At 65.8% G+C, this 17,313-nt stretch carries 18 protein-coding genes; 5 read left to right on the forward strand and 13 right to left on the reverse strand.

What is annotated here, in order from left to right; all coding sequences use genetic code 11:
- Positions 1-70: 70 nt before the first annotated feature.
- The 4 genes from C8C93_RS14695 (at position 71) to C8C93_RS25025 (ending at position 4,032) form a co-directional block, all read left to right on the forward strand.
- Entirely contained in the window at positions 71-1,474 is a 1,404-nt protein-coding gene (locus C8C93_RS14695; RefSeq protein ID WP_121507401.1) for an amidase, read from the forward strand.
- Between the two features lie 103 nt (positions 1,475-1,577).
- Entirely contained in the window at positions 1,578-2,186 is a 609-nt protein-coding gene (locus tag C8C93_RS14700; RefSeq protein ID WP_055399085.1) for a hypothetical protein, read from the forward strand.
- A gap of 23 nt (positions 2,187-2,209) precedes the next feature.
- Entirely contained in the window at positions 2,210-3,583 is a 1,374-nt protein-coding gene (locus C8C93_RS14705) for a tetratricopeptide repeat protein (protein WP_121507402.1), read from the forward strand.
- A gap of 20 nt (positions 3,584-3,603) precedes the next feature.
- The gene (locus tag C8C93_RS25025; RefSeq protein WP_147433771.1) at positions 3,604-4,032 is read left to right on the forward strand and encodes a hypothetical protein; all 429 of its coding nucleotides are present in this window, start codon (positions 3,604-3,606) and stop codon (positions 4,030-4,032) included.
- 79 nt (positions 4,033-4,111) lie between these two features.
- Here the strand turns inward: C8C93_RS25025 and C8C93_RS14710 are convergent, their stop codons facing one another.
- From C8C93_RS14710 to C8C93_RS14745, 8 genes are all read right to left on the reverse strand, one after another.
- Positions 4,112-4,783 carry a histidine phosphatase family protein gene (locus C8C93_RS14710; protein WP_110959857.1) on the reverse strand — a complete coding sequence of 224 codons (672 nt, stop codon included), beginning with the start codon at positions 4,781-4,783 and terminating at the stop codon, positions 4,112-4,114.
- A 133-nt stretch (positions 4,784-4,916) separates the two neighbouring features.
- Positions 4,917-5,135, reverse strand: coding sequence for a hypothetical protein (locus C8C93_RS14715; RefSeq protein WP_055399091.1), 219 nt, complete (start codon positions 5,133-5,135; stop codon positions 4,917-4,919).
- Between the two features lie 84 nt (positions 5,136-5,219).
- Positions 5,220-6,068, reverse strand: a complete 849-nt coding sequence (locus C8C93_RS14720) for a DUF429 domain-containing protein (protein WP_121507403.1) — start codon at positions 6,066-6,068, stop codon at positions 5,220-5,222.
- Positions 6,065-6,946 carry a DMT family transporter gene (locus C8C93_RS14725; RefSeq protein WP_055399095.1) on the reverse strand — a complete coding sequence of 294 codons (882 nt, stop codon included), beginning with the start codon at positions 6,944-6,946 and terminating at the stop codon, positions 6,065-6,067. The genes C8C93_RS14720 and C8C93_RS14725 overlap by 4 nt, the downstream gene beginning before the upstream one ends.
- Positions 6,947-7,150: 204 nt before the next feature.
- Positions 7,151-7,573: a BLUF domain-containing protein gene (locus C8C93_RS14730; protein ID WP_055399097.1), complete on the reverse strand. Its 423-nt coding sequence runs from the start codon at positions 7,571-7,573 to the stop codon at positions 7,151-7,153.
- 2 nt (positions 7,574-7,575) lie between these two features.
- Positions 7,576-8,304, reverse strand: coding sequence for a GTP cyclohydrolase I (folE, locus tag C8C93_RS14735; RefSeq protein ID WP_055399357.1), 729 nt, complete (start codon positions 8,302-8,304; stop codon positions 7,576-7,578).
- A 197-nt stretch (positions 8,305-8,501) separates the two neighbouring features.
- Complete coding sequence (gene clsB / locus C8C93_RS14740) at positions 8,502-9,740, reverse strand: cardiolipin synthase ClsB (RefSeq protein ID WP_055399099.1); 1,239 nt, start codon at positions 9,738-9,740, stop codon at positions 8,502-8,504.
- A 133-nt stretch (positions 9,741-9,873) separates the two neighbouring features.
- Positions 9,874-10,611 (reverse strand): endonuclease/exonuclease/phosphatase family protein, encoded by a 738-nt coding sequence (locus tag C8C93_RS14745; RefSeq protein ID WP_055399101.1) that lies wholly within the window; start codon positions 10,609-10,611, stop codon positions 9,874-9,876.
- A 176-nt stretch (positions 10,612-10,787) separates the two neighbouring features.
- Here C8C93_RS14745 and C8C93_RS14750 point away from each other — a divergent pair, with 176 nt between their 5' ends.
- A complete protein-coding gene (locus C8C93_RS14750; protein WP_121507404.1) occupies positions 10,788-12,548 on the forward strand; it encodes a tetratricopeptide repeat protein in 1,761 nt (586 codons plus the stop codon).
- Positions 12,549-12,580: 32 nt separating this feature from the next.
- Here the strand turns inward: C8C93_RS14750 and C8C93_RS14755 are convergent, their stop codons facing one another.
- The 5 genes from C8C93_RS14755 to C8C93_RS14775 all read right to left on the reverse strand — a co-directional run bounded on the left by C8C93_RS14755 (position 12,581) and on the right by C8C93_RS14775 (position 17,292).
- A complete protein-coding gene (locus C8C93_RS14755; RefSeq protein WP_121507405.1) occupies positions 12,581-13,426 on the reverse strand; it encodes an aldolase/citrate lyase family protein in 846 nt (281 codons plus the stop codon).
- Between the two features lie 10 nt (positions 13,427-13,436).
- Positions 13,437-14,252 (reverse strand): 2-oxo-hept-4-ene-1,7-dioate hydratase, encoded by an 816-nt coding sequence (gene hpaH, locus C8C93_RS14760; RefSeq protein ID WP_121507406.1) that lies wholly within the window; start codon positions 14,250-14,252, stop codon positions 13,437-13,439.
- A gap of 147 nt (positions 14,253-14,399) precedes the next feature.
- Positions 14,400-15,395, reverse strand: a complete 996-nt coding sequence (locus tag C8C93_RS14765; RefSeq protein ID WP_199727033.1) for a Bug family tripartite tricarboxylate transporter substrate binding protein — start codon at positions 15,393-15,395, stop codon at positions 14,400-14,402.
- A 59-nt stretch (positions 15,396-15,454) separates the two neighbouring features.
- Positions 15,455-16,414, reverse strand: coding sequence for a fumarylacetoacetate hydrolase family protein (locus tag C8C93_RS14770; protein ID WP_121507407.1), 960 nt, complete (start codon positions 16,412-16,414; stop codon positions 15,455-15,457).
- Positions 16,411-17,292, reverse strand: a complete 882-nt coding sequence (locus tag C8C93_RS14775) for an extradiol ring-cleavage dioxygenase (RefSeq protein ID WP_121508811.1) — start codon at positions 17,290-17,292, stop codon at positions 16,411-16,413. The genes C8C93_RS14770 and C8C93_RS14775 overlap by 4 nt, the downstream gene beginning before the upstream one ends.
- Positions 17,293-17,313 lie beyond the last annotated feature (21 nt).

The following is a 17,313-nucleotide window of genomic DNA, read 5'->3' on the forward strand; positions in this document are numbered from 1 at the left end:
AATAGCTGCCAGCGCTTTACCAATAAGCGCTAGCAGCCTTTTTTATTGATAAAACTCCCCACATCCCGCCATGACAGCCCTGCACGACCTGCCCGCCCACGACCTCCTTGCCGCCTACCGCCAGCGCACGCTGTCCCCCGTCGAGGTCACGCAGGCCGTGCTGGCCCACATTGAGCGGTGGGAGCCCCACATCCGCGCCACCTACCTGCTGCGCCCTGAGATGGCCCTGGCACAAGCCCGCGAATCGGAAGCCCGCTGGCTGCGTGGTGAGCCCAAGGGCGCGCTGGATGGCGTGCCCAGCACCATCAAGGAAAACATCGCCACCGAAGGCGATCCAACGCCCCTGGGCACGGCCGCCGTCGAGCTGGTGCCCGCCGCTGCCGATGCGCCGCCCGCCGCCCGCATGCGCGATGCGGGCGCCGTCATCGTGGCCAAGACCACCATGCCTGACTACGGCATGTTGTCCTCGGGCCTGTCCACCTTTCACCCCCTGTCGCGCAACCCGTGGGACACCCGCAAGGGCCCCGGCGGCTCCAGCGCCGGCGGTGGCGCTGCCGCAGCCGCAGGCTATGGCCCATTGCACATCGGCACCGACATCGGCGGCTCGCTGCGCCTGCCCGCCAGCTGGTGCGGCATCTTCAGCCTCAAGCCCAGCCTGGGCCGCATTCCGATCGATCCACCCTACACCGGCCGCGCCGCAGGCCCCATGACCCGCACCGTGGCCGACGCCGCGCTGATGATGCAGGTGCTGAGCCAGCCCGACGCGCGCGACAGCATGAGCCTGCCCTACCAGGACATCGCGTGGAGCCAGTTCAACAAGGGCGCCGAACGCTTGCGCGGCCTGCGCATTGGTTTGCTGCTGGACGCCGGATGCGGCCTGCCGGTGGAGCCCGAGGTGAAAGCCGCCGTAGAACGCGCAGCAAAACTCATGGAGGCCGCGGGCGCCACCATCGTGCCCATGGCGCCTTTCATGACCCAGGCCATGCTCGACGGCATGGACCATTTCTGGCGCATGCGCTCGCACATCGACCTGCAGGCCCTGCCCGCCGCGCGGCGCGACAAGGTGCTGCCCTACATCCGCACCTGGGCCGACAGCGCAGCGGGCATGAGTGGCACCGAAGTCTTCAACGCCAGCCACCAGTTCCACCTGACGCGGGTCAACACCGTGAAGGCCTGCAGTGCCTTTGACTATGTGATCTCTCCCGTGGCGCCCATGCCCGCCTTCCAGGCCGAACTGCCCTCGCCCACCAACGACCCGCTGCGCCCGCTGGAGCACATCGGGTTTACCGTGCCCTTCAACATGTCCGAGCAGCCCGCCGCGTCGGTCAACTGCGGCTACACCACAAGCGGCCTGCCCATTGGCCTGCAGATTGCGGGTGCACGTTTTGACGACCTGGGCGTGCTGCAGGTGGCACATGCATTCGAGCTGATCCGTGAACCCCAGCGGGCTTGGCCCCAGCCGCCAGCGAGCTGAAAGCATGGCCGGAGGTTGTTGGTAACCTTGGGGGTTTGTTGGCAGACACCGGGCCACCCTGGGCCACCACTCTCCCACCCCCTGTACGAACGCACCACACCGCATGGACATCCTCATCCTGGCGATCCTGATCGCCACCGGCACCTACATGCTCAACGCCAAAGAGCAGCGCAAGCGCATTGCGCTGCTGGGCAGCCACCTGGCCAACTACCAGATCGAAAAGCTCATGGAAGCCCTGACCGACGGCTACCTGCGCGCCCTGGGCGAAAGCACGGACGAGCGCCGCCAGCAGATCTGGAGCCTGCTGAGCACCACCGAGGCGCAACTCACCGAGCAATTCAGCCGGTTTGCCGCCGACTTTGCCAAGGAGCCCGAGGCCACCACACGCGTCAGCCGCCTGGCAATGGCGATCCCCTTTGCCGAGAAGATATTGCCCAGCTTCACCTTCGACATGCGCAAGGCCCTGGCCATCCACGCGCGCGGCATTGCGCACGTGGTGCAGAACACCAGCCACCTTGCGCCCAAGGACCGTGCCTTCATGATGACGGCCGAACTGTTCCTCATGCAGCACACCTGCCACTGGTTCTGCAAATCCAAGACCATTGCCACCGCCCGCATGCTGGCGCGCCACCAAACGCCGCACGAGCAGCTCGTGGCCTCTGTATCGGCCGACACCCGCAAGGCCTATCTGACGCTGATCAAGGGCGGCTGATCCACCACCCCTAACAATGCCCCATGCCATCCTCCACGCACACCCGCACGACCGATAGCCTGGGCAACCCCGTCACCTTGCAGGACCCGGCAAGCGCCGCAGCCCTGAACGACTTTGTCGAAGGCTTCATCGCCTGTGAAGCCCGCGCGGTGAACGTGCTGAACGCGGCGGCCGACACCAGCCCCATCGTTCAGGCCAGCTGCGCGGCGCTGCACATGTTTGCCGAATCGGCCGACGCCCCGCGCAACGCGCGCCCCTTCATCGACCAGGCCCTGGCCCGTGCCGCAGAGGCTACCGAGCGTGAGCAACGCTTTGTGGCCGCCATCGCCGCCTGGGTGGATGGTGACCTGCCCCGCGCCATTGCACTGCACGAGGAGCAAGCCCGCCTGCACCCGCGCGACCTCGCGTCCCTCAAGCTCGGCCAATACCATTTGTTCAACCGGGGCGACTCGCCCGGCATGCTGCGCTTGGCGCTGCAGGCCCTGCCCGTAGCGGCCGAGGTGCCCTACCTGCACGGCATGCTGGCCTTTGGCTGGGAGCAATGCCACCGCCTGCCCGAGGCCGAAAGCGCCGCCCGCCACGCCATCAGCCTGTGCCGCAAAGAGCCCTGGGCTCACCACGCACTGGCCCACGTCATGCTGACCCAAGGCCGCATCCGCGAAGGTACCGACTTCATGGCCAGCGTGAGCGACACCTGGACGGGCCTGAACTCCTTCATGGTCACGCACAACTGGTGGCACCAGGCGCTGTTTTTGCTGGAGCAGGACCGGGACGCCGAGGTGCTGGCGCTCTACGACAGCCAGATCTGGGGCGTGGTCAAGGAATACACGCAAGACCAGATCAACGCCGTGTCGCTGCTCGCCCGGCTGGAGCTGGCGGGCGTGGACGTGGGCGACCGCTGGGCTGATGTGGCCAACCACCTCGCGCAACGCCTTGCCGACCATGTGCTGCCCTTCCTGGACCTGCAATACCTCTACGGCCTGGCCCGCGCCGGGCGCATGGAGGCAGCACGCACGCTAAAACGCAACCTTGAGGCCCACGCCGCCACCCGCACCGAGGCGCATGAACGCACCGTGTGGCAACAGGTGTGTGTACCCGCAGCGCAGGGCTTGCTGGCGCATGCACAAGGCGACTGGGCGACTGCAGCGGAGCAACTGGGCGCGGCCCTGCCCCGGCTGGTGGAGATTGGCGGCAGCCACGCGCAGCGGGATTTGTTTCACCAGATCTGGCTGGATGCACTGCAGCGCAATGGGCAGTGGGCGGCGGTGCAGAATTTGTTGCAGCCGTTGGTGAATGGGCAGCCGGAATCGGTGCGGTTGGCGCGGCAGGTGGGGGTGGTGAGTGAGGCGCTGGGATTGCCCGTGCAAGCACAATCTAGCGATTGCTCCTGCACATAGTCCACCGCTTGCAAACTCCCATGATCAACAACATGCCACCGCTCAAACCCGGAGATTTTGTAGTTCCGTTGGCAACACTGTCAGCGCAAAGCGCGTCGGTCTCCTGCGCTTTGTCTATCGCGTTCACTCTCTGGCGTGTGAACTCACCATGGAGCGGCGTCCTCCTCGGGCTGGTTGCTGGAGCGGTGACCGGAGGCATCCTTGGCAGAGTCATTGGACGGAGCACCTTTCCGGCAAGTTCAGGACAGGCACTCGTTGTCCCAGCCGGCAGAGCGGCCCTGCCGTTCACACTGCGGGCATCGTTGATATCTTCTGCCCTCGCTGGAGCGGCTTTGAATTTCGCTGTCGCATTGCTTTTTGACGCACAGCTATTGCCGGTGGTGCTAACGGCACTGTGCTTCGCCACCATCGTTGGGTTGATTTTCGGCTTCGGGGCGGCACTGCTGTAAGTCTAGGTCGGCCAGCCGCTCTAGCCGATTCAGATTGCCAAAGCAAACGCAGACTCAGCAGAACCCTGAACCTCTCAGCTCACCGCACCACCAACTTCGTCTGGTCATACACCGGCTGCTCCGGCAAATCCGCGAGATGCCGCACGTCGGCCCAGTCCAGCACCTCCACCGCCTCGCCACTCACCCGCACGCGGTTGAGCCCCGCGTTGGGAATGTCGCTCTGGCGCGGGCCATCCAGCCCTGTGCCGCGCGCAGTGCGCCAGATCATGTCGAGCACGCCGCCATGGGTGACCACCATCACCGTCTGGCCGCTGTGCTGCTGCGCGATGCGGTAGACAGCGTCCATCACGCGGGTGTGGAACTGGCGGGTGGTCTCGCCGCCGGGCATGCCGTAGTCGGCTTCAAAGCGCAGCCACTGGTTCCATGCGTCGGCGTGCTCCAGCTTGACGTCATCCACGCGCTTGCCGTCCACCACGCCAAAGTTTTGCTCACGCAGGGCGCTGTCGGTGAGGGTGTCGATGCGGGCCTGGGGGAACAGCACCTGCAGGCTGGGCGTGGCGGTCTGCTGGGTGCGGATGAGGTCGCTGCAGATGAGGTGGTGCACCACGGGGCGCTCTGCAGCCAGGCGCTCTGCAAGACGGCGGGCCTGTTCGTGGCCAGTGGCGTTGAGGGGTACGTCCACATGGCCCTGAAAGCGCAGCTCGCGGTTCCAGTCGGTCTCTCCGTGGCGGATTAGGATGAGTTCGGTCATGCATGTCATTATCGAATGTACACACATTAATGCAAGCAATTTTGGCCTCTAGCGCTTATCCAGCAAGCGCTAGCAGCTATTATTTTTATAACAAGCACCGCAATCACCAGAAGCCATAGGCGGACAGCCACAGCTACCGCATGGGCACGATGAGCACCTTGCGCCGGGGCTGGCAGCCAGGGCCTTCATAGGCAGCGCTGTCGCGCTCCCAGCCGTGGCCGGGCGAGGTTTGTGCACACACGCGCTGGCCATCGACCAAGCTGCGCCAGTAGTACCAGGGCGCGGGGGCGGCCTGCACCAACAGCGGGGCCAGCAGGACCAGCACGAACAAAAGGCGGGGGGCAAAAGGCATGGGCAAACAAAGCATCCAGCGTGTACCGCCCATGCTACGCAGCCTGCGCCGGGCCGATGCCGGGAAAAGCGGTGGAATGGTTGGTTAAGGCTTTTCAGCCGTCACGATCCAGCCTTCGAGCGGGTCCAGCCCTGGGGGCAGGCCATAGAGCGCATCGCCCTCGGCATGGCGCTGCTCGGCCCAGGCGGCCTGCAGCAGGCACAGCACAGCGTCCAGGCTGTCGCCGCTGGCGTCCTGCACCAGCGCATCGCGCTGGGCGTGGCTGAGCTTGAGGCGCAGGCCCAGGCGGGTCTGGCCCAGTTCCAAGGCGTTGATCAAGTCCTTGCGGGCAATGAGTCGGTCCGGCGTCTGCTTGGCGCGATCGTCGCTTTTGTAGCTGCGCCGCTGCAGCACCTCGCGCGCAAGCAGGCCGGGGTAGGCCTCCAGCGCCACGCGGTGAGGGGCGCCAGGGTGCAGGCCGGGCAGGTGCACCCCGGCATCCAGCAGGAGCGGCAGACCTGCGTGCAGCATGTAGGCCACGGGCGGATTCACCCATTTCATCGAAGGGCTGGAGCCTGCAGGCCCGTCGGTGGCGCGGTGGGCAAACTTGCCGCCCACGGGGCGGGCATCGCAGAACTCCGCAAACTGCGCGCGGATCTGCTCGCGGCTGAGGCTGCGGTAGTGCAGCATGCAGGCATGCCAGTCGGTGGGCCAACCCAGCGCCTGCACCAGCTCGCGCGGCAGGCCAAAGGGCAGGTCAAAGCCACCCACCCAGTCACCGGGCTGAGACAGCCATTGGCCGAACGCGGCCAGGGTGTCGAACGGCTGCAGCGCGGTGAGCGACACGCGCGCGCCCTGGCGCTGGCCCAGCGCAAGCACGATGGGTTTGCGCCGCGTGGGGCTGCTGGAGAAGTCGCAGCCCAGCAGCAGAGGTTGTGGTGCGGCGGCCGTCATCCCAAGGCCAGGGCCGTGACGCCTGCCGCAATGCACAGCGCGCCAAAAATGCGCGCCACGCGGTCGCCCTCCCCCAGCAGGTGCCCGCCGATAAGCGCAGCAAACAGCATGGACACCTCGCGCGCCGGGGCCACGTGCGACAGGGGCGCCTGCTGCATGGCATACAGCACCAGCACATAGGCCACTGGGCTCACTACCGCCACCAGCAGCGCAAAACGCCACTGCGCCAGCCAGAGCGTGCGGGCCGTGGGCAGGTCGCGCAGCACCACGGGCGCGAGCAGGCCCACACGCACAAAGTTGCCCATGTAGTCCACCAGAATGGGCGACATGAGCAAGAACTTGACGGCATAGCCATCGACCACCGTGTAGCTGGCAATGAAAGCGCCCGTAAGCAAGCCATACAACATGCCCTTGTGCACCCGAGCCCGCGCAGCGGGGTCGTGCGCGGCGCGCAGCAGGCCCGGGCCACCCGCGATCAGAAACACGCCCCCGACCACACCCACGATGCCCAAAGCGCCCAGCGCAGAGATCTGCTCGCCCAGCAGCGTGATGGCCACCAGCGACGACAAGAGCGGCCCCGAGCCGCGCGCCAGCGGGTACACCACCGTGAGGTCCGCCACGCGGTAGCCGCGCAGCAAGATGACGAAATACGCCACATGCAGCAGCCCGCTGGCGGCCACAAAGCCCCACTCCACAGCGCCCCACTGCGGCACCGCGTCGCGCCCCAGCCACCAGCCCAGCGGCGCCCAGACGACCATCATGATCACCGAGGTGAAGAACGCAAACCGCGAGTCACCCCCGGCCTTCTTGGCCACGATGTTCCAGCACGCGTGGATGAGGCCAGCGAGGATGATGAGGGCGAAGGCGGTGAAGGTCACGGGAAAAAAAGGAGCGGCTTGAATGCAAAAAGCCGCAGCACCTGTGGGCTGCGGCTGAAATGGCGAGTTCAGGGCAACGACGAAAAGTGGGGTGATTTGCGTAGCGAGCGGCCTCAGCCTGGGTTGAGGAACGCAGCCGCACTCCCGTGCGGCGAGTACCGCAGACCCGGGATCAGGCCGCGCAGTAGCAAAGCGCCCCGCTTTTCAGGCTCTTCCGATGATGGAGGCGGTGGCCATCAGCTCTTCAAGCAACGCAAACGACACCTTGCCCGACACCGCATACGGGTCCAGTTCGGGCTTTTCGGAGTATTTCAGCAGGATCGAGTGGTTGATCTTGGACAGGTTGACCTGTCCCATGGTCCAGCCACCAAAGCGGCGCTCGGCAATTTCTTCGTAGTGCAGCAGTTCCACGTTCTTGTGGCGCGGGTCCTTCTGGATGTGGCCATACAGCTCGCTCACCGCAGAGCGCCCGCCCTCGATGGCTTGCAGGAACACACCGCCCCCATAGCACAGCACGCCGGTGATGCCGCTGCCTGGGTTGTGCTGGCGCGACTGCGTCAGGATGGCTTCGATGGCGGCGGGCGAGGTATCGACCGCGCGACTGGCGTAAAGCAGGCGTACCAGCATGGTCAGTTCTTTCCAGGAATGAGGGACAAAAATTCACGACGCAGAGCGCTGTCCTTGAGGAACACGCCGCGCATGACCGAGTTGATCATCCGGCTGTCGTTGTCCCGCACACCGCGCCAGGACATGCAGAAGTGGCTGGCCTCCATCACGATGGCCAGGCCGTCGGGCTGGGTCTTTTCCATGATCAGGTCGGCCAGTTGCACCACGGCTTCTTCCTGGATCTGGGGGCGGCCCATGATCCAGTCCACCAGGCGTGCGTATTTGCTCAGGCCGATCACGTTGGTGTGCTCGTTGGGCATCACGCCGATCCAGATCTTGCCGATGACGGGGCAGAAGTGGTGGCTGCAGGCGCTGCGCACGGTGAGCGGGCCCACGATCATCAGTTCGTTGAGGTGCTCGGCGTTGGGGAACTCGGTGATGGGCGGCTGCGCCACGTAGCGGCCCTTGAACACCTCGTTGAGGTACATCTTGGCCACGCGGCGCGCGGTGTTGTTGGTGTTGTGGTCGCCCTGGGTGTTGATCACTAGGCTGTCGAGCACGCCCTGCATCTTGACTTCGACCTCGTCGAGCAGCTTTTCCAGCTCGCCGGGCTCGATGAATTCGGCAATGTTGTCATTGGCGTGAAAGCGCTTGCGGGCGGCGGCAAGGCGTTCGCGAATCTTCACGGAGACAGGCGTGCCTTCATCATCCGGCGGGGTGGGCGTCATATCGGCGGCGGGTTGGCTGGACATGGCCAGAATCGTAACAGCGAACGCTGGCGCATGGATTTCAAGGGTTTTAGGCATCCAGCGCTTGATGGACAAGCGCAAAAAGCTATCAAAACAATAGCACAATGCCTTGCAGGATTCCGTCGTTCATGCCACCTGCCCACGGCCCAGGCGCAGGCAAATGGCGCGTCCGGGGCGCGCAGCGCCCCATGGGGGCCTGCTCAATACCTGTTTCCGGTAACCCACAACGCCAGCCGCATGAGGCCAAAGGCAACGCGGTCGAGCACGCGCTGGCGCAGGGGGCGGCCTGCGTACCGGGCCGGGTCCATGCGCCGGCCAGCATGCTGCATGGCATGCACCAGGCGCTGGCGCAGGTCGGTGGCAAAGGCAGCGTCTTCCACCACCACGTTGGCCTCGCGCGCCAGCAGCAGGCTCAGGGGGTCGAGGTTGGACGAGCCCACGGTAGCCCAGGGTTTGTCGCCCAGCGCGTCGATGACAGCCACCTTGGCGTGCAAAAAGCTGGGCGCGTATTCATGAATCTCCACCCCCGCCTCCAGCAGCGCGCCATACACCGGCCGCGCCGCGTGGTACTGCATGAAGTACTCATAACGCCCCTGCAGCAGCAGGCGCACGCGCACGCCCCGGCGCGCTGCCATCACCAGCGCACGGCGCAGCTTGCCGCCGGGCATGAAATACGCGTTGGCGATGATCACTTCGTGCCGCGCCGCGCCAATGGCTTTGCGGTAGGCCTTCTCGATGCGGCTGCGGTTGCGCACGTTGTCGCGCAGCACCAGCGCAGCCCGCATGGGCGGGCCTGCCTGGGCGACCCGGGCCGCGTGCTGGGCGGCGCTGGCCGCGCGCAGGGCCTGCAAGGCCTCGGGCAGGCGGCGCTGGCGCGCGTCGCGCACGGCCTGCATGCGCCACCACAGCTGGTCCATGGTCTCGCTGGCCGACGCCACCAGGCTGCCCGTGGCCAGCACCGCAAAGTCGAAACGCGGCGCATCCAGCGTGCCGTAGTTGGGGTCGTGAAAATCATCCAGCACGTTGATGCCGCCGCAAAACAGCATGCGCCCATCGACCACACACAGCTTGCGGTGCAGCCTTCGCCACCGGTGCGGCAGCAGCAACCCCAGCGGGCCGAGCGGCGAGTACACGCGGTATTGCACGCCGGCCGCCTGCAGGCGCTGCGCCCAGTCGTGCGGCAAGGCGCCGGTGCCCACGCCGTCTACCACCAGCTGGGTGCGCACGCCGCGCTGCGCCGCGCGCATCAGGGCCTCGGCCACCGCCGCACCGGCACCGGTGAAATCAAAAATGTAGGTCTCGAACTGGATGTCCGACAAGGCCGCATCCATGGCCTGGATCAAGGCAGGGAACAGCTCCTCGGCCCCCTGCAGCAGGCGCACCTGGTGGTCATCGGCAAACTCGAATCCACGCAGCGTGGCGGAAGACTTTCTTCTCATCTCTGCAGGCCGCCACCAACTCGCGGCGAAACTGGCGCGGCCAAGGCGCGGGACACCAAGCAAGGGCCGCCCCGCAGCGTGGGTGTCGTCCCCCTCAGGGGGAAGGCGCCGAAGGCGACACAGGGGGGGAACGTCACAGCCTGAACTCGGCAATCAGCGGCAAATGGTCGGACATGCGCCACCAGATGCGGCCCTTGGGCACGTGCAGGGACAGCGGCGTCAGGCCCCGCACATAGACATGGTCCAGCTGCGCCAGCGGCAGCCGAGCCGGGTAGGTGAAGGTGCGCGGTGCATCAAACTCGTACAGAAAATAGCCCGCGAGCATGCGCTTGATCTGCTGGCCCCAGTCGTTGAAGTCTCCGGCCACCACCAACGGGGCGCCACCGGGCACCTCGCGTTCGATAAAACGCTGCAAGCGTTCGATCTGGCGGATGCGGCTGCCCGGGATGAGCCCCAGGTGCACCACGATCACATGCACGCGGCGGCCATGGGCGTCCACCTCCACATGCAGCAGCCCCCGCTGCTCGAAGCGGTGGTCGGAAATGTCTTCGTGCTGGTGGCCGATCACGGGCCAGCGCGATAGCAGGGCGTTGCCGTGCTCGCCGTGTTTGGTGATGGCGTTGGTGCGGTACACCGCCTCATAGCCCTCGGGGGCCAGGAACTCGGCCTGGGGCAACTCGGGCCAGCGCTGGAAATACGCCTGTTCCCGCCGGTGAAGTTTGCGCACCTCCTGCAGGCAGACGATGTCGGCGTCGAGCTGCTCCACCGCCAGCCCCAGGTTGTGGATTTCCAGCCGGCGCGCCGGGCCGATGCCTTGTACGCCCTTGTGGATGTTGTAGGTGGCCACCCGCAGAATGTCGTCGTGTTCCATGAGCCTCATCGGAGTAGTTGAGCGCGCTTGCCAGTCCCCATGCCGGGCCTGCGATGGGGGATTGTGTCGCAAGCCGCGCACGCAGCGGGTTTGCCCGGCATTTGCGCCGTGCGGGTCGCCCTTACACTGGGGGCTTCCCCTATCCACGCCAGCAGCAGGGCCGGTACACACCACCGATGGCAACCGAGAAAGAACAATCCGCCCCACCCCAGGTGCTGGCCTTGATTGTTGACAGCAATGCCACATCACGCAGCATTCTGGTGGGGCAGCTGCGTGAGTACGGCGTGACCCGCATCGTGCAATGCAGCCGTGTGCAGGACGCACGCAACCGGCTGGAGCACACCGTGTTTGACTACGTGCTGTGCGAACAATACTTTGGCGAAGGCGGCTACTCGGGCCAGACCTTGCTGGACGATCTGCGGCGCGCACAGCTGCTGCCGTTTTCCACCGTGTTTTTCATGGTCACGGCCGAGGCGTCGTATGCCGCCGTGGCCGAGGCCGCCGAGTCGGCGCTGGACGGGTATCTGCTCAAGCCCTTCACCCCCAGCGCACTGTTTGAGCGCCTCAGCCTGGCGCGGCTGCGCAAGATCCATCTGCGACCCATTTTTGACGCCATCGAGGCCGAAGATTTTGAGCGTGCCGCCCAACTGTGTGTGGAGCGATTTGAGTCTCGCCAACCCTATTGGCTGTATGCCGCGCGCATTGGCTCCGAGTTGCTGCTGCGCCTGGGTCGCCACGACGAGGCCCGCACGCTGTTTGAAGCCGTGATCGCCGCGCGCGCCCTGCCTTGGGCCAAACTGGGCGTGGCCCGCGCGCAGATCGAGTCGGGCCAGGCGGCGCGCGCCGTGACCACCTTGCAGGAGCTGATTGGCGAAGACGCCTCGTTTGCCGATGCCTACGACGTGCTGGGCCGGGCGCAGGTGGAGCTGGGCAATTTCTCGCAGGCCATCGAAACCTACCGCACGGCCAGCGGCCTGACCCCGGATTCGGTGGTGCGGCTGCAGAAGCTGGGGATGATGTCGTACTACATGGGCGACCGCGAAACCGCCACCAAGGTGCTGGCGCGGGCTGCCATCCTGGGCATCGACTCCAAGCTGTTTGACTTCCAGTCGCTGGTGCTGCTCACGTTCTCGTACTTTGCCGAGAACGACCGCAAGGGCATCGAACGCTGCATGGCCGACTTTGGCCGCATTCTGGAGCGCCACCAGGGCAGCGCCCGCGTGCTGCGTTTTGCCGAGGTGGCCCGCACGCTGCAGCTCATCCAGCAGCGGCAGTTCTCGCAAGCAGTGGAGTCGGTGCGCAGCATGGCACGCGAGATCACGGCCAGCAGCTTTGATTTCGAGGCCGCTTGCAACCTGGGCAGCCTGCTGGCGGTGCTGGCCGTCACGTCGATTGATCTGGCCGACGGCGAAGGCTGGGTGCGTGCGCTGGGCATGCGCTATGCCAACACGCGCGGCCTGACCGAGCTTCTGGCCAACGCCTGCAACCTGCACACGCCGTATGGCGACCTTGTGCGCGAATGCCTGGTCCACATCAACAAAACCGCCGAGGCCGCCATCGCGCAAAGCCTGCACGGAGACCCGACCGGTGCCGTCCATCATCTGCTGGCAGAGGCCGAGCGAACGCTCAACTCCAAGCTGGTGGACATGTCCCAGCAGGTGCTGCTGCGCCACCGGGCACGCATGGCCTCGCCCGAGCCATTGCAGGAGGCCATTGACACGCTGCGCGCCCGCGTGGGCTCCACCCCGGCACGGGCTATCCTGGGGCAGGACAGCGAGCGGCACCCAGGGGGCGTGGCCATCCGCTCGCGCAACGCCGCCGAGCCAGCTTCAGCGGCCCGGCCGCCGCTGGGCGACGATCCCAGGGCCCCTACCAGCGCTGCCAGCGCTGCGCCAGACAATCCAGCGGACAAGCTTCGGCTGCGGCCACCAGGGTAGGCCCCCGGTCGCTGGCCCTGCGCCTGCCAGGATCAGTACACGGCCACCGATCGTGCATTGCGGGAGGGAGCCAGGCTCACCGGCCTGCCGTAGCGTGCCGCCAGGTCCCGCATGGCCGCCACCAGAACGCTGGTGTCCACCCCCACAGCGACGAAGACGGCGCCCAGCTCCAGATAGCGGCGTGCCAGCTTCTCGTCGGCCATCAGAATGCCCGGGGCCTTACCCGCTGCCAGCACGCGGCGTATTCCGTCTTCGATCACGGCCTGGACATCAGGATGGCCTGGATTGCCAACGTGACCCATGCTGGCTGACAGATCCGCCGGGCCAAAGAAGACGCCATCCACCCCCGGCGTGGCGGCGATCGCATCCAGGTTCTGAATGGCCAGCGTGCTCTCGGCCTGCACCTGCAGACAGACCTGGGCATTGGCCTCCGTGAGGTAGCCCGGGTAGCGCATCCACTGCGAGGCACGCGCCAGGCCTGCACCCAGGCCACGGATGCCGCCTTGCCCGTCGTCTTGCGGGTAGCGCATGGCGCGCACCAGTTGCGCGGCCTGTTCGGGGGTATCCACCATGGGCACCAGCAGCGTCTGCGCACCAATGTCCAGGTACTGCTTGATCAACGCCGTGTCGCCCACGGGCACGCGCGCCACCGGGTGGGGCCCGGTGCCCAACAGGGCACGTGCGCTGGCAATACCTTGCAATTGGGCAAGCATGAGCGGCACATCGTTGGGGGCATGTTCGCCATCGAGCAGCAACCAGTCAAAACCAGCACCCGCCACCAGCTCGGCCGCATAACCATGGGCCAGGCCGAACCACAGGCCGATCTGCGGCGTGCGCGCAGCCAGTGCTGCCTTGAAGGTGTTAACAGGGGTGTGCATACCCAAGCCCTCAAACAAAGCGAAAAGCGATATTGCCCAGCGGCCCGTAGTCCGCATGGAAGGTGTCGCCCGCTGCGGCGGCCACGGGGCGCGTGAAGGAGCCACCCAGCACCACCTCCCCCGCCGCCAGGCCTTCTCCATACGGGGCGAGCTTGTTGACCAACCACGCCACGCCCGTAGCCGGGTGGTTGAGCACGGCAGCCGCCAGCCCGGACTCTTCGATCACGCCGTTCTTGTAGAGCAGTGCGCCACACCAGCGCAGGTCCACCGCATCGGGGCGCACCGGGCGTCCGCCGGTGATGATGCCGGCGTTGGCGGCGTTGTCGGAGATGGTGTCGAACACCTTGCGCATCACACCCGTGTGGCGGTCGTGCTGTTCGATGCGCGCGTCGATGATCTCGATGGCAGGCACCACGTACTCGGTGGCGGCCAGCACGTCGAAGATGTTTAGCGGAGGGCGCCCAGGTTCTCCACGCAGCGGCTTGTTGAGCACGAAGGCCAGCTCCACCTCCACGCGCGGCAGGATAAAGCGCTGCAGGGGTATGTCGCCACCTTCGGCAAAAAACATGTCGTCCAGCAATGTGCCGAAGTCAGGTTCGGTGATCTGGCTGGCGACCTGCATGGCGCGCGAGGTCAGCCCGATCTTGTGGCCGCGCACCGTGCGCCCCTCGGCGATCTTCATCGCCACCCAGGCCCGCGAGATGGCATAGCCGTCCTGCACCGTCATGCCGGGGTAGCGCCTGGAGAAATGCTCTACCTGCACGCGGGTCTTCTCGGCCTGGTGCAGTTCACGGGCCAGTTGCTGGATCACTGCGTCGTCAAACATCTGTTGTTCTCTCTTCAGGGTTGTGCACCGTGGCAACCGCGCGAAGACCGGCGCGACCAAGGCCCGCGGCCGCCGCGCAAGGGCCGCCCCGCCGCGCTGACGGCGTCCCCCTTGAGGGGGAAGGCGCGAAGCGACTCAGGGGTGTATTCAAGACTCAGCGGTGAAGCCAATGGCCTTCACGATGGGGCCCCACTTCTCGCCATCGGCCTTGAGCAGCGCCGCCAGCTCGGCAGGCATGGACGAACGGGCCTCCAGCCCCATGGCAGCCAGCCCGGCGATCACCTCCGTGTCGGCCAGCGCGGCACGAATGGCGGTGTTGGCCTTCTGCACCAGATCCGCAGGTGCCTTGCCCGGCAGGAAGAAACCAAACCACTCGCCGTAGACCATGTCCTTGAAGCCCTGCTCCACCAGCGTGCTCACACCGGGCACGAACTTGTTGCGTGTGGCACCCGAAGTGGCCAACAGACGCACCTTGCCGCCCGCCAGGTGGGGCAAGAACTCGCCCACAGGCGCCGACACAGCGGCGATCTGGCCGCCCATCAAATCCAGAATGGCAGGCTGCGATCCGCGAAAGCCCACGTGCCTCATGTCCACCTTGCCGGCGCGGGCGATGAGTTCACCCACGAAGTGAGGGACCGAGCCTGGCGCAGGAGAGCCAAAATTTGCGCCGTTCGAGTTGGCCTTGCACCACTCCAGAAACTCCGGCACGGTCTTCACCGACGCTGGCACCTGTGGCCCCACGGCAAACCCCATGTCGAACACCACGCCCAGCGAGACGGGAGTGACATCGACCGCCGGGTCGTAGGGCAGCTTTTTGTAGGTGTGGGGGTAGATGCCCAGCATGGACATGGGGGTGACCAGCAGCGTGGCACCGTCTGCCGGAGCCGCCTTGAGGGTCGCAATGGCGATCTGCCCGCCTGCCCCGGTCTTGTTCTCCACCACAGCCGACTTGGCGTAGGCCGGTGCCAGCTGGGTGGCCACACGGCGGGCCAGGGTGTCTACCGTGCCGCCAGCGGCAAAACCGGCCAGTATCTTGACGGTGTCGATGGACTGCGCACGGCCCATCAGCGGCAAAGACCCAGCTGCACCCGCCAGTGCAAATTGCAAAACATTGCGGCGCGGAGCGGAAAAGGAAGGTTTCATGGTTTGTCTCCAGGTTGTTGTGGCGTGATCACGGGGGAAGCAAAAGCAAAGGCGGAGCACTAGGGCGATGGGGTCTGGCCTCTTGCCGCCCGCCGGTAGTTCGCTTTCAAGGGGTCGGGCACCCGTTCGTCAAATCCAAAGGCGACGCGCCGCACTTCGGGGCTATCGGTGGGCTGGTGCCCTACGCCCAGGGCTGACGCGCGCGGCGCCGGGATGGCAACCACCGTGCCTGCCAGGCGCCCCAGGCCTGTGATCTCGCACTCCACCAGGTCGCCCGGGTCTACCGAGCGCGAATGACAAGGCGTCCCCATCAGGATCACGTCGCCCGGCACCAGGGTGATGTGGCGTGCGATATCGGCCACCACGTAGTGCGGGCCCCAGATGGTCTCGTCGCCGATGTGCGCCTCCTGCACCACCAGACCGTTGCGATAGGTGCGCAGCGTCTGTTCGAAAATGTTCACGCCGCGCACAATGCCGGGGCCGATGGGCAGCAGCGTGTCCGCGCCTTTGACACGCAGCATGCTGCCCTGGTCGGTGTCGCGGTAGTTCTGCAGGCCCATGTCCAGGGCAGGGCAAAAGCCTTCGATGTAGTCCCAGGCTTCATCGGGCAACACGTTGCGGCAGGTCTTGCCAATGACAATGGCGTATTCGCCTTCGTAGTTGAGGTACAGGCTGTCAGCGGGCTTGTGGATCTCACAGCCATGGCCGTTGACCGAAGTCGGCGGCTTGGTGAAATAGGTGGGCGTCTCGGTCGGCCTGGGCTGGTTGCGCGTCTCGAAGCTGCGCGAGCTGTACGAGATGTGCACGGCGATGATCTTGCTGGGCGACACCGGTGGCAGGTGCTGCACGGCCGCCAAGTCCACCACGCGGCCATCGTCCAGGCGCAATTGCCCTTGTTGTGCGCCCTCTTCCACGATGCTGCCCCAGCAGGCACTGCCACCCACCAGAACGCGGCGGCGCTCGATACGCGGTCCACGCATCACGGCGGGCAGTTCTTTGAGCGGGAATTCGAAATTCATGCCGCTAGCTCTTGCATATCGAACCACATATGCACATTGCCGGTGCCGCGCGCGTTCTCGTAAGCGGACAGCGTCTCACCCCGCGCACGGCAGTCCGCGCCCCCCATGGCACCCACCATCTGCAGGTAGTGGGCGCCAAAGGCCTCCCAGGGGAGCTTTCGGTATTCGTCTTGCCAACGGTCGAGCACAGTGCCATGGCGGCCCTGCTGCAGCAGCTCGATCGCACCCTTGTCACTCGCGATGTTCTCTGGGCGCGAGACATTGCTCTCATGGAAGATACGCGGGTGGTTGGGCTTCCAGTCGATGGGGTTGAACTTGTGGCTGAGCGCCCCGGAGGCAAGCAGCGCCACACGCAGGTTGCTGCGGCGCACGGCCTCGCCAATGGCCTCCCCCGATTTCACGAAATGCGTCCAGTCGCAGTTCTGGCATGAACTCACGGTGACAACCGGCGTGTCGCTGTGCTCCAACCGCAGGTGCTTGACCAGGTTGATGGTGGCGTACTGTCGGCCCAGTTCGGGATGGTTGATGACGCGGTTGTAGCCCCCCAATTCGCGCGAGACGGCCTCGATCTCCAGCGCCAATCCTGGATGGCCCCGGTAGTTGTAGGGCACGCCGTGCAGATACCAGGGCATCTCATCCGAGATGTAGTTGCCCTGATAGCGTGAGGCCCCATCCACCAGGTGGTAGCCCGTGGTGAACCAGTGTGAATCAAAGATGACGACCACGTCAGGCCGGGCTTCGGCGAGCTTGGCGCGCAGCCGGGCATAGCCGGGGATAAGGTCCGAGTCGGCCCCCGCGCCCTGCAGCACGCGAAACTCTTCGCATTGCATCAGGCCGGGATGGTGCGAGACGATGGCTGCGCCAACAATGCTTCCCATGGTGGTGTTCTCCTGCATGTG

The organism is Acidovorax sp. 93 (assembly GCF_003633835.1).
Taxonomy (GTDB): domain Bacteria; phylum Pseudomonadota; class Gammaproteobacteria; order Burkholderiales; family Burkholderiaceae_C; genus Acidovorax; species Acidovorax facilis.

What these genes read in the sequence shown, in the direction of transcription:
- C8C93_RS14695 (WP_121507401.1), top strand. Translation starts at nt 71, where the DNA reads ATGACAGCCCTGCACGACCTGCCCGCCCACGACCTCCTTGCCGCCTAC.
- C8C93_RS14700 (WP_055399085.1), top strand. Translation starts at nt 1,578, where the DNA reads ATGGACATCCTCATCCTGGCGATCCTGATCGCCACCGGCACCTACATG.
- C8C93_RS14705 (WP_121507402.1), top strand. Translation starts at nt 2,210, where the DNA reads ATGCCATCCTCCACGCACACCCGCACGACCGATAGCCTGGGCAACCCC.
- C8C93_RS25025 (WP_147433771.1), top strand. Translation starts at nt 3,604, where the DNA reads ATGATCAACAACATGCCACCGCTCAAACCCGGAGATTTTGTAGTTCCG.
- C8C93_RS14710 (WP_110959857.1), bottom strand. Translation starts at nt 4,783, where the DNA reads ATGACCGAACTCATCCTAATCCGCCACGGAGAGACCGACTGGAACCGC.
- C8C93_RS14715 (WP_055399091.1), bottom strand. Translation starts at nt 5,135, where the DNA reads ATGCCTTTTGCCCCCCGCCTTTTGTTCGTGCTGGTCCTGCTGGCCCCG.
- C8C93_RS14720 (WP_121507403.1), bottom strand. Translation starts at nt 6,068, where the DNA reads ATGACGGCCGCCGCACCACAACCTCTGCTGCTGGGCTGCGACTTCTCC.
- C8C93_RS14730 (WP_055399097.1), bottom strand. Translation starts at nt 7,573, where the DNA reads ATGCTGGTACGCCTGCTTTACGCCAGTCGCGCGGTCGATACCTCGCCC.
- folE (WP_055399357.1), bottom strand. Translation starts at nt 8,304, where the DNA reads ATGTCCAGCCAACCCGCCGCCGATATGACGCCCACCCCGCCGGATGAT.
- clsB (WP_055399099.1), bottom strand. Translation starts at nt 9,740, where the DNA reads ATGAGAAGAAAGTCTTCCGCCACGCTGCGTGGATTCGAGTTTGCCGAT.
- C8C93_RS14745 (WP_055399101.1), bottom strand. Translation starts at nt 10,611, where the DNA reads ATGGAACACGACGACATTCTGCGGGTGGCCACCTACAACATCCACAAG.
- C8C93_RS14750 (WP_121507404.1), top strand. Translation starts at nt 10,788, where the DNA reads ATGGCAACCGAGAAAGAACAATCCGCCCCACCCCAGGTGCTGGCCTTG.
- C8C93_RS14755 (WP_121507405.1), bottom strand. Translation starts at nt 13,426, where the DNA reads ATGCACACCCCTGTTAACACCTTCAAGGCAGCACTGGCTGCGCGCACG.
- hpaH (WP_121507406.1), bottom strand. Translation starts at nt 14,252, where the DNA reads ATGTTTGACGACGCAGTGATCCAGCAACTGGCCCGTGAACTGCACCAG.
- C8C93_RS14765 (WP_199727033.1), bottom strand. Translation starts at nt 15,395, where the DNA reads ATGAAACCTTCCTTTTCCGCTCCGCGCCGCAATGTTTTGCAATTTGCA.
- C8C93_RS14770 (WP_121507407.1), bottom strand. Translation starts at nt 16,414, where the DNA reads ATGAATTTCGAATTCCCGCTCAAAGAACTGCCCGCCGTGATGCGTGGA.
- C8C93_RS14775 (WP_121508811.1), bottom strand. Translation starts at nt 17,292, where the DNA reads ATGGGAAGCATTGTTGGCGCAGCCATCGTCTCGCACCATCCCGGCCTG.